This window comes from Hoeflea sp. (assembly GCF_984452065.1).
In genome coordinates this window covers 81,105-95,449 of record NZ_CFHWAF010000003.1, presented here as the reverse complement: position 1 = coordinate 95,449, position 14,345 = coordinate 81,105, and the positions used below count along the sequence as shown (strand labels likewise).

General features: G+C 57.5%; 12 protein-coding genes. 3 read left to right on the top strand and 9 right to left on the bottom strand.

The genetic code is table 11. The annotated features are described in order from the left end of the window. Window positions 1-782, bottom strand: a 782-nt coding sequence (locus AC5E6N_RS01550; protein ID WP_491746145.1) for a phosphotransferase, incomplete at its 3' end; no start/stop codon positions are given. After that, on the bottom strand, window positions 772-1,698 hold the full coding sequence (gene speB / locus AC5E6N_RS01545) for an agmatinase (protein ID WP_491746144.1): 927 nt from the start codon (window positions 1,696-1,698) through the stop codon (window positions 772-774). The genes speB and AC5E6N_RS01550, both read right to left, overlap by 11 nt. A gap of 136 nt (window positions 1,699-1,834) precedes the next feature. Between speB and AC5E6N_RS01540 the strand changes: the two genes are divergently transcribed. Both AC5E6N_RS01540 and AC5E6N_RS01535 read left to right on the top strand, forming a co-directional pair. Beyond that, on the top strand, window positions 1,835-2,734 hold the full coding sequence (locus AC5E6N_RS01540) for a LysR family transcriptional regulator (protein WP_491746143.1): 900 nt from the start codon (window positions 1,835-1,837) through the stop codon (window positions 2,732-2,734). Window positions 2,735-3,183: 449 nt separating this feature from the next. Next, window positions 3,184-4,119, top strand: a complete 936-nt coding sequence (locus tag AC5E6N_RS01535; RefSeq protein WP_491746142.1) for a hypothetical protein — start codon at window positions 3,184-3,186, stop codon at window positions 4,117-4,119. Between the two features lie 294 nt (window positions 4,120-4,413). Here AC5E6N_RS01535 and AC5E6N_RS01530 read toward each other — a convergent pair whose 3' ends face one another. The 6 genes from AC5E6N_RS01530 to AC5E6N_RS01505 all read right to left on the bottom strand — a co-directional run bounded on the left by AC5E6N_RS01530 (window position 4,414) and on the right by AC5E6N_RS01505 (window position 12,111). Further along, a complete protein-coding gene (locus AC5E6N_RS01530) occupies window positions 4,414-6,162 on the bottom strand; it encodes an SMP-30/gluconolactonase/LRE family protein (RefSeq protein WP_491746141.1) in 1,749 nt (582 codons plus the stop codon). Between the two features lie 61 nt (window positions 6,163-6,223). Continuing rightward, on the bottom strand, window positions 6,224-7,720 hold the full coding sequence (locus AC5E6N_RS01525) for an aldehyde dehydrogenase family protein (protein ID WP_491746140.1): 1,497 nt from the start codon (window positions 7,718-7,720) through the stop codon (window positions 6,224-6,226). 113 nt (window positions 7,721-7,833) lie between these two features. Beyond that, complete coding sequence (locus AC5E6N_RS01520; protein WP_491746139.1) at window positions 7,834-8,925, bottom strand: ABC transporter ATP-binding protein; 1,092 nt, start codon at window positions 8,923-8,925, stop codon at window positions 7,834-7,836. 12 nt (window positions 8,926-8,937) lie between these two features. Then, window positions 8,938-9,798, bottom strand: coding sequence for a carbohydrate ABC transporter permease (locus tag AC5E6N_RS01515; RefSeq protein WP_491746138.1), 861 nt, complete (start codon window positions 9,796-9,798; stop codon window positions 8,938-8,940). 2 nt (window positions 9,799-9,800) lie between these two features. Continuing rightward, window positions 9,801-10,622 (bottom strand): carbohydrate ABC transporter permease, encoded by an 822-nt coding sequence (locus tag AC5E6N_RS01510; RefSeq protein ID WP_491746149.1) that lies wholly within the window; start codon window positions 10,620-10,622, stop codon window positions 9,801-9,803. A gap of 151 nt (window positions 10,623-10,773) precedes the next feature. Continuing rightward, window positions 10,774-12,111 carry an ABC transporter substrate-binding protein gene (locus AC5E6N_RS01505; RefSeq protein WP_491746137.1) on the bottom strand — a complete coding sequence of 446 codons (1,338 nt, stop codon included), beginning with the start codon at window positions 12,109-12,111 and terminating at the stop codon, window positions 10,774-10,776. Window positions 12,112-12,235: 124 nt separating this feature from the next. Here AC5E6N_RS01505 and AC5E6N_RS01500 point away from each other — a divergent pair, with 124 nt between their 5' ends. Continuing rightward, window positions 12,236-13,402 carry a M20 family metallopeptidase gene (locus AC5E6N_RS01500; protein WP_491746136.1) on the top strand — a complete coding sequence of 389 codons (1,167 nt, stop codon included), beginning with the start codon at window positions 12,236-12,238 and terminating at the stop codon, window positions 13,400-13,402. Window positions 13,403-13,465: 63 nt separating this feature from the next. On the opposite strand, the gene AC5E6N_RS01495 is transcribed toward AC5E6N_RS01500, so the two are convergent. Next, window positions 13,466-14,305, bottom strand: a complete 840-nt coding sequence (locus AC5E6N_RS01495; RefSeq protein ID WP_491691456.1) for a carbohydrate ABC transporter permease — start codon at window positions 14,303-14,305, stop codon at window positions 13,466-13,468. Between the last annotated feature and the right edge of the window lie 40 nt (window positions 14,306-14,345).

The window sequence follows — 14,345 nt, the reverse complement described above, 5'->3', positions numbered from 1 at the left end:
GTTTCCGGCAATTGGTTGAGAAGAGCTGTTGCCACATCGATCGCAACGGCGGTCCTGACCGCATCGCCGAAATCGATGATCCCTTTCACAAAGTTCTGGTCGTCGTGATCGACGACGATATTTGATTTGCTGAAATCATTGTGCAGCACCTGTTGCCGGCAGGTGCGAAGAGATGGCTCGATTTCCCGGAAACGCTCCAGTCCACGTGCCAGGGCCGTGCGTTTGACAGGTTCTTTGACTTCATCAAGCAGCGGTGCCTGAAGGAGGAGATGCTGGACATCCCATGGATAGCATCTTGCTTCGCCCGGGTGGCTGAAATCCGCCATGGCGTGCCGCAACCGCGCCAGGATGCGGCCTATCTGAACACGTTCCCCGGGGCTCGATTGTGTCCGGTCAAGCGGCATGCCATCCAGATAGGTCAATAGACGGACATGGCGTGTCGAGCCGTCAATATCGGTGAATACAGCCGTATCGGCACCGTCTATGGTCTCCTTGAGACGGGGGACGGGCAGCAGCGGATCTCTTTCGGCAACGTGCTTCAGGATACCGTTCTGAAAGTCGATTTCCTCAGGCGTTTCATCCGGGTTGGCGACTTTCATAACGAAACGGCCCTGGCCGGCGTCGACACGGAACGTGTCGTCCTTTTCGGTGTCGAAACGGGTCAACCTGCCCGAGATGCCGTAGAACTCGCGAAGAATTTCAAGCGCCCGCTCGTTTGTCGTCCGCACATAGGCGCCGGACAACCCACCTCGTGTATCGGCTGTCTTGGCCTCAACGTCCATGACGTTTGGCCTTTGCTTCCGCGAGCACGCAAAGAATTTCGTACATGACGGTGGCACCGGCCAGAGCCGTCAATCCCCCGACATCGAAAGGGGGCGATACCTCGACCACATCCGCGCCGACATAGTTCAGATTACGAAAACCGCGAATGAGGGCCAGCGCTTCTGCCGTCGTCAGCCCGGCGATTTCAGGCGTACCGGTGCCGGGAGCGAATGCCGGGTCGATGCTGTCGATGTCGAAACTCATATAGACCGGGCTGTCGCCCACAATCGCACGCGCTTCTTCCACAATGGCGGCAATGCCGCAGGACTGGACCTCCTCGATAAACATGACCCGCATTCCGGATTGTTCGGAATAGGACCATCCGTCGGCGATGTTCTGCGCGCCGCGAATGCCGATCTGTACGGTCTTTTTCGCGTCGATCAATCCTTCTTCATGGGCTCTGCGGAAGGGAGCGCCATGGTTGAATTTCGACCCCTGGAAACTGTCCCAGGTATCGGTATGCGCATCGATATGAATGAGCGCGACCGGTTCGCCGGCGATTGCCCGAAGCACCGGAAGGGTAACCGAATGATCTCCGCCGCAGCTCAGGGGCATGATGCCTTCCCGCGCCAGCGTCGAGATGAACTGCGCGATATCGGCGTGCGACTTTTCAATATCGAATGCGGAGTGAAACGGAACGTCGCCGACATCGGCGATGCTGCACAGCGCATACGGGTTGATGCGCGTGGCATGATTGATCGAACGCATCAGGCTGGACTGGTTCCGGACTTCCCGTGGGCCGTGACGGGCACCCGGCCTGTTGGTAAGGGCTCCGTCATAGGGAATTCCCACCAGGCCAATATCGATATTGGACAAACTGTCTGCAATGGGGGCCCGCATGAATGTCGCCAGCCCCGTGTATCTGGGGGCGGTCATGCTGGGTTTGCCTGGACTGGAATAGGTCTGCACGTTTGATCGATCTCCCTTGTGATCCCCGGGAGCTTAACGCTGATTTACTTCTATAAAATTCTGAATAAACTATTTATACATTTATATCTATCAGAGTATTGCCATGCTCAGTGCGCTTTCGACCCCCGACCTGCATCTCCTGAAAGTCTTCGTCACGGTTGCCGAAGCGGGAGGGTTCTCGAGAGCCCAGATTGCGCTCAATGTCGGCCAGTCGACCATCAGCACTCAGATGATCGATCTTGAGAACCGGTTGGGGTTTCGTCTTTGCAGAAGAGGCCGGGCGGGGTTCGCGCTCACCGAAGAAGGTCATGAAATCTACCGCATGGCCAAGGATCTTCTGACCGATTGCAACAAGTTTGTCGGCCAGGTGAACAACATGCGTGGTGAAGTGACAGGCATCTTGCACATCGCCACCGCTGACGCCCTTCTCGGCAATCGGGATTTTCCGTTTGAGGAAATTCTGACGCGTTTGCGTGAGACGATGCCAACGGTAACGCTCCAACTCAGCGTCATGGATCCTCTTGAAATCGAACGGCGGGTTCTTGAACAGAAAATCAACATGGGGCTGCATACCTTCCCCAATCGCGCACCGGGTCTGCGGTACCTGCCGATGTTCCGGGAGGTGCAAACACTTTACTGCGGCAAGGGTCATCCCCTCTTTGAGCTCAAGGACGAGCCGGACATGGAGGCTATCGAAACCCATGATTACGTCTCGCGCTCGTACTATGGCGGGGCGCTCCGACCGGGAAACCTGAAGCCGAAACAGGTTCCGATCAGCAGCGGGAATATGGAGGGAATTGCTGCAGCGATCCTGTCCGGAAAATTTCTGGGACACCTGCCGGACCAGTGCGCGGAACCCTGGCTTGAAAAGGAGCTGATGAAGCCGATCCGGCCAAAAGACACCTCCTATGACGCCATATTCGAATGTGTTTTTTCAACCGGTATTCGGATGTCTCGCGCTCAAAAGTTGCTCGAAGGCATATTTCTGGAATACGCAATATAACCCGAAAGCTCGTTCCACCTGGTACAGCCACCGTCTTGACGACTCCGCTCGTCTTCGCGGGCATTGGCGGCATTGAAAGCCTTTGGTGCGCTGGACATGGTGCGGGAAAATCTTTCGAATTGCTGCTGTTTCCAAATGAGTGACTGTCCCTCAGTGCGTTCACCTTGCCGGAAACGGAACGCCAAAAATGACAGGAGTGATGGCTTCATGCATCAGAATCCAAAGCACTTTCTCGCGTCCAGCCGTCTCCTGTTCTGCCGGATTGGCGATGAAGTCGTTGATTCATACGATTTTGTTGATGGAGCCCCGGCAATTGGCGCGCATCTCGACCTGGTTACGGTGACGGATCGTGACACGGACTGTCTCATTTAATACATCTGTCGAGAATGTTCCTGGATAGAATTAACATTCAAAATATCACAGGCTTAAACAACAACGGGAATTATATCGTGCCAATTTCTCAGAGTCAGGCTCCAAGCGGGCTGCTGCAGTCTACAGACAGGTTGCGTAATAATGCTGAAACATTTGCAGAACAAGCACGTCAACTGAGCGCAAAGTATGCAGCTTCTGCTCCGAATTCTGAGCGCCGGGCAAGTATTGTTGACAACAAATCTGCCTTAAAAATTCCAGAGTTTTTCGAAGGGATTGCTGGCCGGTTCAAAGACTGGAAGGAAAGTCGTAATGAAGCGGCGCTTAAGAAAAAAGAAGCAGCGCTTGAGAAATCTCGCCACAGGGCCAACGATGATATTCTGAATGGTTTAAGGGATAACAATTTCAAGAAGGTCTACCAGGGCCTCAAGCGGTTGCACAACGCCGAGCAAAAGTTGTCCCAAATAGGTGGAAAGGTTGGGGAGTTAGACAAGGATACTTACATTTCGGAGAAGAGACTTGAGAGCGCTGTTTCAGGGTTTTTTCCTTATGAAAAAAATCCTGATGGTGCAAAGATAGGGAAAAATCTGGGTGCGTTCGCTGAAAACCACAATGACCTTGTCGATCGGCATTCTGATAGTAAGACCTTATTCCATCGAATGCTGACGAGTTTGAAAGGAGCCCGCCTGATATCCCACAGCGACTTTGACTTGAAAACACAGCGCATCAAGGCTCAAGACAACGGAATCAAAGAAACGTTGGAGTCAATGAACGCCTGTTTGTTGAAGCAAAAGGTGAAGCATGATAACGACATCGATGCAAGGTTCGAGTTGGGTAACTACTATCATAAGAAAGGGAACGAAGGCGAGGCAATGAAATTGTGGAGGGAAGCCGCGCTTGCTGGACACAAGCCCTCTGCGGAGGCGGTGAGCAACCACTATCACGAAGGGAGCGGTGTAAGGAACCAAATCCAACACATGGCTTGGGCGGCGGAAAAGAAAATCTACCGCGTGTGAAAAAATCAAATCAAAACAATAGGAATAGAAGAGGAGTAGGGTGAAGACGTAGAGGACTTCGTCGTTGAGCAACTGATCCCGGAATCTAGCATTGAAGTTTTCAGCTCAAACCATCGCCCGATGCCCTAGATACGACAGGCCTGCCGGCCAAGCTACCCCTGGCCATGTGAATCTGCTTGATCCTACTCCACCGTTACTGAAAGCAGCATGAATCCAGAGTTTTGAACGGCCTCGTGTAGACCCGATTAACAAATAGAACCACCTCCTTGGACAATCGGTGACAGGAGATCGGCATCACTCTGTATCAACATTGAAACGCTCCAATGGCTGGCCCGGGATATCGCATCGAATGGAAAGAACGCTGCCGGACAACGGTGCGCTCGCCAGTATCTCATTGGCGACGCGTATGCGCGACGTGGTGATATAGAGCGTTTTCATGTCTTTGCCGCCGAACACACAGGACGTCGGACGCGGAACGGGCAGCACGACGGCCTTGTCGAAAGTCCCGTCCGGAAGATAACGATGAAGAGCCCACGCGTCCCAAACCGCGCACCAGATCCCCCCCTCGGCGTCTACGGCAAGCCCGGCCGGCATGTCGGGCTTGTTGCTGGGATAGGTCGCAAACACCCGCTGTTTTGACAATGCGCCTGTACGCGTGTTGAAAGCGTAGGCGTAGATCGTCTGACGCATGGCATCGATCATGTACATGGTTTTGCCGTCCGGGCTCCAGCCGATGCCGTTGGGCTGAACGAAACCGGTGTCCATGCGCTCGATCCCGTGCCTTGCATCAACGCGATAGAGGGATCCGCGCACCTTGATACCATGCAAATTGGTCGTGCCGGTCCAGAACCGGCCCATGGGATCGCATCGCCCTCCGCTGAACCGGTTGGAAGGATATTCGGGTTCCGGATCGCCGATATGCTTGACGACGGCCCTTCGCGCGACGTCAAATCTCACCAGGCCGGAAGGCAGCCCCAACAGGACGTCCCCATCCCCCACCAGCCCGACCGTGCTGACAACCTCGTCCATTTCGATGACGGTGTCCTCGCCGGTTGCCGGAACTGAAACATGCAGGGCGGGCGCTGCCGGATCGGCCCAGTAAAGGCGTTCGCTCTCAGCGCACCAGTTCGGAAACTCGCCGATCAGCGCCTGTTCGCGAACCACGCATTCGACACCGGGCGCGACCGATACCGCCGGTTTCTGGACCGTGCTCACCCGTTTTATGCTGCCGCCGGCATTCATCGACACCCGCCAACTGGCCTCGATGATTGCCGGGCCGTGGTCATGCAGTCGCTCAGTGCTTAGGCGCGACGATGGCCCAATCATGCCGATGGCGCCGACCGGAAGCCCGCGGTGATCAAGAATGGCCGCCGCCACGCCGCTGATGCCGTCGACGTGTTCGTCCTGTTCCGTCGCATAACCGCGCGTGCCGATCAGATAGAGCTCCTTAAGCAGGGCGCTTCGATCGGCGATCGTGCTGCCGGTCAACGGCTCCAGCGCCAATTGATCCAGGATCCGTATCTGCTCGTTGAAATCAAGCACCGACAGGATCGCCTTGCCGACCGCGGTGCAATAGACCGGATCACGGCGGCCAAGGCGCATGCGCGGCCGGATAGGCTGCGAGCCGTTGACTTCGTCGATGTAGACGATGTCGGTACGATCCAGCATTGCGATGCCGATGGCCTCGTTGGTCTTGTCACGAAGTGCGATCAGCTCGGATGCGGCGGCGCCGCGGATATCGAAACTCTCCCAGACATGATGCGCCATTTCAAACAGCCGCATTCCCAGCCGGTACCGTTTGTCGTCCGTGTTGAAGCGGACGAGGCCTGCCTCAACCAATGTGTTGAGCAGTCGGTGCAGCACAGCCTTCGGCAGTTCCGACGCTCTTTGAATCTCAGCGAACCGGAGAGCCGTTCTGCTCCCGGAAAGGACCCCTAGAACGCCAATTGCCTTGGCAAGCGTTGCCGAGCCCTCCGGCTTGCGTTTTTCAGTGGCGGATGCCGCCGGATTGGTATCGCTCATCCACGTGGTTTCTTCGTTCACCGTGATTTTCTAGCCCGCTTCTCCGGTTCCCGACCGTTGGCCCTGGTTTTCCGCTACCATTTCAGGATGTCATGTCGATTGTAACCGTCTTGAGGTCCGACATTTCTACAATTGAATGCTTACCCCCCGTGCGTCCAATACCACTATTCGTCCCCGCTGCACCACCCGCAGGTATTGCCATTTCCCAGTAGCAGCTCATGTCGTTTACGTTGACGATGCCGTGCTTCAACCGATCGGTGATCCGAAACGCATCCTTGATGCCGCTGGTAAAGACCGCGGCGGACAGCCCGAATTTGCTGGCTTCGACGAGATCCCAGATGTCGTCGAAGCCCTTGAAAGTCAAAACCGGTGCAACAGGCCCAAACGTCTCGAGCCTGTTTATCTTCGTGTCAGGATCGATCCCCGTCAGGATCGTCGGTTCGAAATACAGCTCAGACGGCATATCGTCGCGCCTCGTGCCGCCGCAGATCACCTTCGCGCCTCTTTCAATGGCGTCATTGACGTGATCCTCGACTTTGTCGGCACAGGACCGATTGTTCAGCGGACCCATCGTCGTCGTCTCGTGCAACGGGTTGCCCAGGATCACTTTCCGCGTCTCTTTCAACAGGCAGTCGACAAACCGGTCTTCGATGTCCTTCTGCACGAGGATACGTTCCGTGGCCGTGCAAATCTGACCGGCATTGGTGTAGCACCCGGTGGCGATGCGGCCAGCCGCCATCTCGATGTCCGCGTCCGCCATGACAATCGTCGGCCCATTGCCGCCCAATTCCAGAAGCAATGGTTTGCCGGCGCCGCGTTCCGCGACGATGCGCCCCGTTTCCGCGCTGCCGGTAAAGGCGATGGCGTTTGACATCGGATGGGTCACGATCTCATCGCCAACGACGGGGCCCTCGCCGGTCACCAGGTTCACGACGCCGGCCGGAACATCCGCTTCTTCCAGACACTCCATCAGCTTGATCGCGCAAATCGACGTTGTCGGCGCCGGGACCCAGGCCAGCGCATTGCCGGATGCCAGGCCAGGCCCGAGATAATAGGTGGCCGGCAGGGCAAACGGAAAATTCCACGGTGTCACCAGGGCGAAGACGCCCTTGGGCTGGAGATAGTTGAAGACCCGTTTGCCGGGCGCCTCCACCGGAAAGCAATCCGTTTCAAGCCATTTGACCTGCTCGCCCGCGTCGCGAAAGGAGGCAATGGCGGCGGCCACTTCACCGCGGGCCTCGCTGGCCAGCGGTTTTCCCTGTTCAAGGGTGAGGATGCGTGCCAGGTCCTCCTGACGGGATTCCATGGCATCGGCGATCCGGCGACACATCCTGGCCCGGTCCCATATCGACATTTGCGCGATCTTCCCGGCGTTGAGATGCGCCGCCTCGACGGCTCGCGCCGCATCGGCGCGGGTCGCGAGCGGCACATAACCCAGACATTCCCCGGTTGCCGGACTTTTTACCGTCACAAACCGGTCGGCGGAACCGGTCGTCCACTCCCCCGCAATGCAGTATTTGTGGATCGGGTAATCCGAGCCGGGGGAATCAGTCACCTCAAGTCCGTGTATGTGAACCATCTTTTTCTCCTCGATTGCTCCTGCCTCGGCCGATCGGTCCGGGCGCTCTTTGAAACACAGCGGGCGTGCAGTTGCCGACCAACCGCCTCACAGGACGAAAGCCATCGAACTCTTCACGGCGCCGGTTCAAGGGTCTGTTCGCTGTGTGTGTCGAAGAGGGCGCATCTCTCCAAATCCGGCTGAAGCCATATCTGCTGACCGATCCGCACCGCGAGATCGCTGTCGACGACGGTTGTCAGCTTGTCCCCGCGACTGTCGAGCGCGATGAGGACCGATTCCCGGCCGAGCTGCTCAAGGGCGAAAACAGTGGCAGGAAAGGCGGCGGGCGCGTTCTCAAAAGATACCGTCAGATGTTCCGGACGAATCCCGTAGGTGACACCATCGGCGGCACCGGCATTCATGAAGCGCCCGGGAACGGGAATCCGAAGGGATTCGGCCTGGAAGTGGAGCGTTTCGCCTTCCGCCTGCAATGCGCCGGGTACAAGGTTCATCGGAGGCGAGCCGACAAAACCGGCGACAAACAGCGTTTTCGGGTTCCTGTAGACATCGTCGGGCGTGCCAAGCTGTTCGACATTGCCCTTTCTCATCACTGCAATCTTGTCGCCGATGGTCATGGCTTCGATTTGGTCGTGAGTCACCACGACCATGGTCGTCGCGAGTTGTCGCTGCAGGTTCACCAGCTCCGCGCGCAGGACCGATCGAAGCGCGGCATCGAGGGCGGCGAAAGGCTCGTCGAGCAGGAAAACAGCCGGTTGCCGTACGATGGCCTTTGCCATGGCAACGCGCTGGCGCTCGCCGCCGCTCAGATGTCCGGGCTGTTTGTCCAGCAGACTGTCGGCATTGACGATCCTGGAGGCCCAGCCGACCCTCGCGGCGATCTCTTCGCGGCCCAGACCGCTATGCCGCAGGCTCACCGAGATGTTCTGCCGAGCCGTCAGGTGCGGGTAGAGCATGGATGACTGGAACACCATGGCGACATTGCGCCGGTGCGGCGGTTGCGATGTTACGTCCTCGTCATCGAAGAGGATACGCCCCGACGTCGGCGTTTCGAGCCCGGCGATACAGTTCAAGGTGGTTGTCTTGCCGCAGCCCGAGGGGCCGAGCAGGACAATGAGTTCCTTGTCGGGCAACGCCAGGTCGAGATCTTTCACCGCCGTGTGCGCACCGTACGACTTGTGCAGTTTGTCAATATCGATCTTGGCCATGGTGTGGAGCTCTTATCTGACGGGGTCAACCAGGTTCATTTCGGCAACGTGCCGCTGCAGGAAGAAGGCGACCACGGCCGGCGGAACCAGCGTGACGAACAGTGCGGCGGCGAGGTGTTGCGGTTGCGGATGCTGAAACAGGAAACCCGATACCGCGGCCGGAAGCGTCGTTGCGCTGGTCCCGTTCACCAGTATCTGCGCGTAGACATACTCATTCCATGAGAACAGAAATGCGATGATCGCTCCAACCGCAATTCCGCCTTTCGACATGGGAATCACGATCAACAGAAAGGTGCTCAGACGGGAAAACCCGTCGATCCGGGCCAGGCGCTCGATCGGCGGAAGGTTGCGGAAATAGCCGATCAGCATCCAGGAGACAAAGGGAATTGTAATCGTCAGCGTGACCAGGATCAGCCCCGTGCGTGTTCCCGACAGGCCGAGGCGAACGAACATCGTGTAAAATGGTATGAGCGTGGAGACCGGAGGCAATGCGACGGACAGCAGGATGGCAAAGAGAAGCTTGTTCTTGTGAGGAAAATCCAGCCGCGCAAATGTATACGCCAATGGCGTCGCCAGGAGAATCGTCAGGATCATGACCACGACCGCTACGAACAGGCTGTTGAACAGACCGCGAATGATCTGGCCTGCCTGCCCGGACGCCGCGAGTTCCAATCCACCCAGCGTCGTGTAGTCGGCGCCGAAAATATTGAAGAAAGCGCCGATCTGCGGATCCAGCGGAAGAAGCGCCGGAGGAAAGGCCGCAATCTGGCCCGGAGTCATGAAGGCCTGCTTCAAGAACCAGTAGAGCGGCGCCAGCGTCCAGATCACGATGACGGCAATGGCGATGTTGGCGTAGATGGAACGTCGCTTCATTGTCACGCGACCTCCCGCCGGCCCCACAGGAAGTAGAGCAGGAACGTGCTCCCCAGGATGCCGGCCAAGAGATAGAAGGACATCGCGGCGCCGTAGCCGAGATCCAGGTTCTGGAAGCTTTCCTTGTAGATGAGGAATGTCAGTGTCGTCGAGGAGGTTCCAGGCCCGCCCCTGCTTAACACGAAGATCAGATCCAGCAGCTTCATGGACATGACTGTCGCTATGGTTGTGAAAACGAACAGGGTGAAGCGAATGGGCGGCAGTGTTACGTAAAGGAAACGCTCCAGCGCGCTGAGGCGATCAATCGACGCCAGATCATAAAGGCGGCTCGGAATGGTGGACATGTTTGCAATGAGGAACACGGCCACCAGCGGCGCCAGATTCCATGCATTGGCGACGGCCAGAACGTCGATGACCCACGCCTCGTTGATGAAGTTGACCGGCTGTTCGAACCCGAAGGCGTAGGACAGCGCGCTTGCGATGCCCGTCTGTCCCTGAGAAGCGTTGAGGAAGATGATCCCGGTGCCGTAGAGTGACACCGACCACGGAAGAATCACGATCGCCCGAACGACGTCGCGAAGCGGAAACGGGCGCGCAAGCGCCAAGGCAAGACCGAGGCCGATGGCCATTGTCAGAACGACGCTCTTGACGGTGAAGTGGACCGTGATCCACGTCGCCTCCCAGAACCGCGGCGAGCGCAACACGGCGATGAAGTTTTCCAGCCCGGTGAATGTCGCCTGGTAGCCGCCGAAGAACCTTATGTTGTGCAGGCTCATCCACACCGCGTAACCAAGCGGATAAGCAACGACCAGAACAAGAAACATCAATACCGGAATCGCCAACAGCAACGCAAACTGCAGGTTCGTCAATTCTGCCGACCACTTATTCACCGTGTCGCCTCGCACGCTCGCCATCTACAGGATTGGCCGGGGTGCCTGCACACAGCCGGGCAGGCACCCCGGCACGATGGATCAATCAGATCCCGTACTTGCGGTTCAGCGAAACAATCTTCTCGTTGATCTCCTCGATCGTGTCGGTAACGGGCCGATCCTTGAGCAGGAAATTCTGAAGATGATCGCGCAGCCATGAGTTGAACTCTTCCGACCATGCCACGTTCCATACGCCTTTCGGGTAGGGGGACGCCGCATAGACATCCAGAAGCTTCTGATGGTTGTCGGGATTCATCAATGCGCTTTTGATCTTTTCTTCCGCCTCCGGGCTGTTCATGACCGACTTGTAGGCCGAAAAGAGCATCGATTCTCGCAGCCAGCGGCTGCCGACCGCCACTTCGCCCTCATGATCCTCGTAGCCGTACCAGCTCAGCATGCGCTTGACATCTTCCGTCAGGCCGTCGCTGCGGTCACGCTTGGTCATGACATACATGGCCGAGTCGATCATGCCCCAGCTTTGTCCATCATAAGGCAGAAAACTCACTTTCCCCGCTATCTGTGAGTGCTCCGGGTCGTTGAAGGTTGCCAGGTCGTAGGCCTGCTGGGGGCTGAAAATATAACGGCCGGACGAGAAAGCCTTAAGGTAAGCGGATTCGTTCATGGTCAGGACTTCTTCAGGAACGATCTTCGCGTTCCAAAGCCGTTTCCAGTCGCTCAATGTCTCGAAACCGGGCCCTTCGGTCGCCGACAGGGCCGGCGCGTGCGTCTGCGGGTCTGCGACCTGTCCGCCGCGGTTCATCACCTCGAACTGAAAGCCCCAGCTTATGCCGTGGAACTCGTTGAACCAGTGCGGAAGAAACGGGGTTTCGACACCGGCTTCCGACAGCTCGAAGACCTGATCGATCAGTTCGTCCCAGTTCTTCGGATAATCGGCTTCTGACTTGCCGGCAGCGGCATATTTTTCCGTATTGACGTGGATGACCCCGCGCGTGGTGACGAAGTAGGAAAGCCCCAAAAGGTTGCCTTTGTGGGTCCAGGCTTCGCGGATGTTGGGAAACATGTCCGCCTCGATCTCGGCGGCATTGGAAAGTTCCGCCGCGGGCAGAAGCCAGCCGCCCTCGTAGTAGCGGACCGCCGATGAGGGATTGGCATAGATGATATCCAGGCTGTCACCCGCGATCAGCATTGTCTCCATCAACGTTGGATAGTCGCCGGTCACAGTTGCATAGTCGACATTGCCTTCCTGCGTTTCGTTGTAGCGCTGAATGTTCTCCTGAACGACATCGGTCCTGTACTGCCATCCGCGGAAATACACCGTCTCCGATGTGGTCGGTGACAGATCGTCGGCCAATGCGGTCGCACCCATGATGGACGGTGCCAGAAGCACACCTGCCAGGATGCTAACGATCGGTCTTTTGAACATCACGATTCCTCCCAATTCGTTAAAATGTTCCGATAATCGGACATTGATTTGATTATCGGAACAATGCATAATGCAGCCCACTCATATTGTCAAGAAACGAAGGGGATGTGGCGTGCACTCATCAATGACGGATACCGGCGAAATCGAAGGCGTGTACGCGCTGCTTGGCCGGCTCGTCGCGTTCAGGACGGAGAACCCGCCGGGCAGTGAGATGGATATTGCCCGTTTCCTTGCGGAGCTGATGACAAAGCGCGGTTTCTCAGCGGAACTGCAAGAGCTGGACGGCGAGGGGAGAGCCAATGTCATCGCCCGGCTGGATAACGGGCCGGGACCGGTTTTTGCCTTCTGTTCACACATGGATGTGGTGCCTGCGGGATCGGGATGGGACACCGACCCGTTTTGTCTGGTGGAGAAGAATGGGTGCCTTTTCGGCCGGGGCACGTGCGATGCGAAGGGATCCGTCGCGGCCATGATCGAAAGCATGACCCGGCTTGCCGCCCGCCGGGATGACTGGAGCGGTACCCTGCTTGGCGTTTTTGTTGCGGATGAAGAGGTTCTCGCGGCCGGCGCACGGCACTATGTCGCGGGCAAACCCAAGATCGACTATGTCGTGATCGGCGAGCCGACGGACAATCATGTCGCCTCCGCCCACAAGGGCTGCCTGCGGCCTCGAATCCGCATTCACGGAAAGGAGGCGCATACAGGTGAGCCGGAACGCGGTGCCAACGCAATTACACATTGCAGCCGTTTCCTGGTTCGTGTCGCGGATCTCGATGTGGCCTTGAGAAAGAAGAGCCACCCGCTGGTCGGCAGCGCGGCCTTGACGGTGACCCGCGTGAACGGCGGATTGGCAGACAACGTTGTGCCGCCATATTGCGAAATCGTTCTTGACCGCCGTGTCCTGCCGGACGAGGACATGGACGATGCCCGCCGCGAGATCGTGGCTCTTCTGGACAGGGCGAAAACCGAGATCGGCTTTGACGCGGACATCCTGGACTACCGCTCCGAGGCCGGTCCTTCGGAAACCGCCGAAAGCAGCCATCTCGTGCAAAGAGCCCTGGCGGTTTGCCGCTCCAACGATATTGCCGCCGACCGGCCCCGGGGGCTCACGGGCGGGTGTGACATGGTGCATTTTCGCGGGCTTGGAGCCGATGGCATCATTCTGGGCCCCGGCTCGCTGCAGGTTGCCCACAAACCCAACGAATTTGTTCCGATTTCCGAACTAAAGACCGCGTGCCGGATCTATCAGGACATCGCGCTCGCCATGTATCGCGGTCACAGTTCGTTCTAAAGCAAATCGCTTTCCAAACGGCGACGCGCTTGTGGTGGTGCGCCGGCAGTCCCGCAGGCCGTGTCATTTGCCGACTCCCGCCGTGAGCGCGTTGACGACATAGCGTTGAAAAATGAAAACCAGCACGATCGGCGGCAACATGGACATGACCGTTGCCGCAGCAAGCGTGTTCCAGTTGAACTGCTGGACGGACTGAAATCCGGCCAGCAGTGGAGGCACCGTCAATTGATTGGTGAGCACCAGCGCGTAGAAGAACTCGCCCCAGGCCTCCAGGAAGATTAACACGCCGGCGGCGACGAGGCCGGGCTTCGCTATGGGAACGACGATGATCCACAGCGTGAGCATGCGCGATGCGCCGTCGATTTTTGCAGCCTCCTCTATCTCTCGCGGAAGCTGGTCGAAATAGTTTTTCAAGACCAGTATCGCGATAGGAAGGGTGAATATGTTGTAGCTGACCAGCAGCGCCCATGATGTATCGAGCATATCGAAAATGCGGAAGGCGACGAAAAACGGGCCGATAATCGCGATTGCCGGAACAACGCGCGATGCAATGACCGACAACTCGAAAGCCTTCGCACCGGTGAACGGATAACGCGAAAGACCGTACGCCGCCCAGCCGGCGATCAGAAGATTAAGGCAGACAAGCATGGAACTTACGAGCAGGCTGTGTCCGATTGCCGGCACCAGTCTCGCTCCGACGTCGGTGCTGCCGAACGCCTCGGTTCCGGTTGAGCCCGTCAACACCGAATAGTAGTTCTCGAAGGTAATCCGATCGGGGATCAGCGAAAACGGTCTTTCGCTCAACTGATCCAGTGTGGTGAAGCTCGACAGGACCAGAAACCACACCGGAAGCAGGATCCAAAGTCCAAACAGCAATATCCCGAGATAGAACCCGATCGACATGAGGAGGGACCGGCGCGTCCGCTTCCTGTGGCGTGCGGGC

Bases quoted from the DNA above. Each gene is read 5' to 3' on its own strand.
- speB (WP_491746144.1), bottom strand. From the start codon at position 1,698: ATGACCGCCCCCAGATACACGGGGCTGGCGACATTCATGCGGGCCCCC.
- AC5E6N_RS01540 (WP_491746143.1), top strand. From the start codon at position 1,835: ATGCTCAGTGCGCTTTCGACCCCCGACCTGCATCTCCTGAAAGTCTTC.
- AC5E6N_RS01525 (WP_491746140.1), bottom strand. From the start codon at position 7,720: ATGGTTCACATACACGGACTTGAGGTGACTGATTCCCCCGGCTCGGAT.
- AC5E6N_RS01520 (WP_491746139.1), bottom strand. From the start codon at position 8,925: ATGGCCAAGATCGATATTGACAAACTGCACAAGTCGTACGGTGCGCAC.
- AC5E6N_RS01515 (WP_491746138.1), bottom strand. From the start codon at position 9,798: ATGAAGCGACGTTCCATCTACGCCAACATCGCCATTGCCGTCATCGTG.
- AC5E6N_RS01510 (WP_491746149.1), bottom strand. From the start codon at position 10,622: ATGTTTCTTGTTCTGGTCGTTGCTTATCCGCTTGGTTACGCGGTGTGG.
- AC5E6N_RS01505 (WP_491746137.1), bottom strand. From the start codon at position 12,111: ATGTTCAAAAGACCGATCGTTAGCATCCTGGCAGGTGTGCTTCTGGCA.
- AC5E6N_RS01500 (WP_491746136.1), top strand. From the start codon at position 12,236: ATGACGGATACCGGCGAAATCGAAGGCGTGTACGCGCTGCTTGGCCGG.
- AC5E6N_RS01495 (WP_491691456.1), bottom strand. From the start codon at position 14,305: ATGTCGATCGGGTTCTATCTCGGGATATTGCTGTTTGGACTTTGGATC.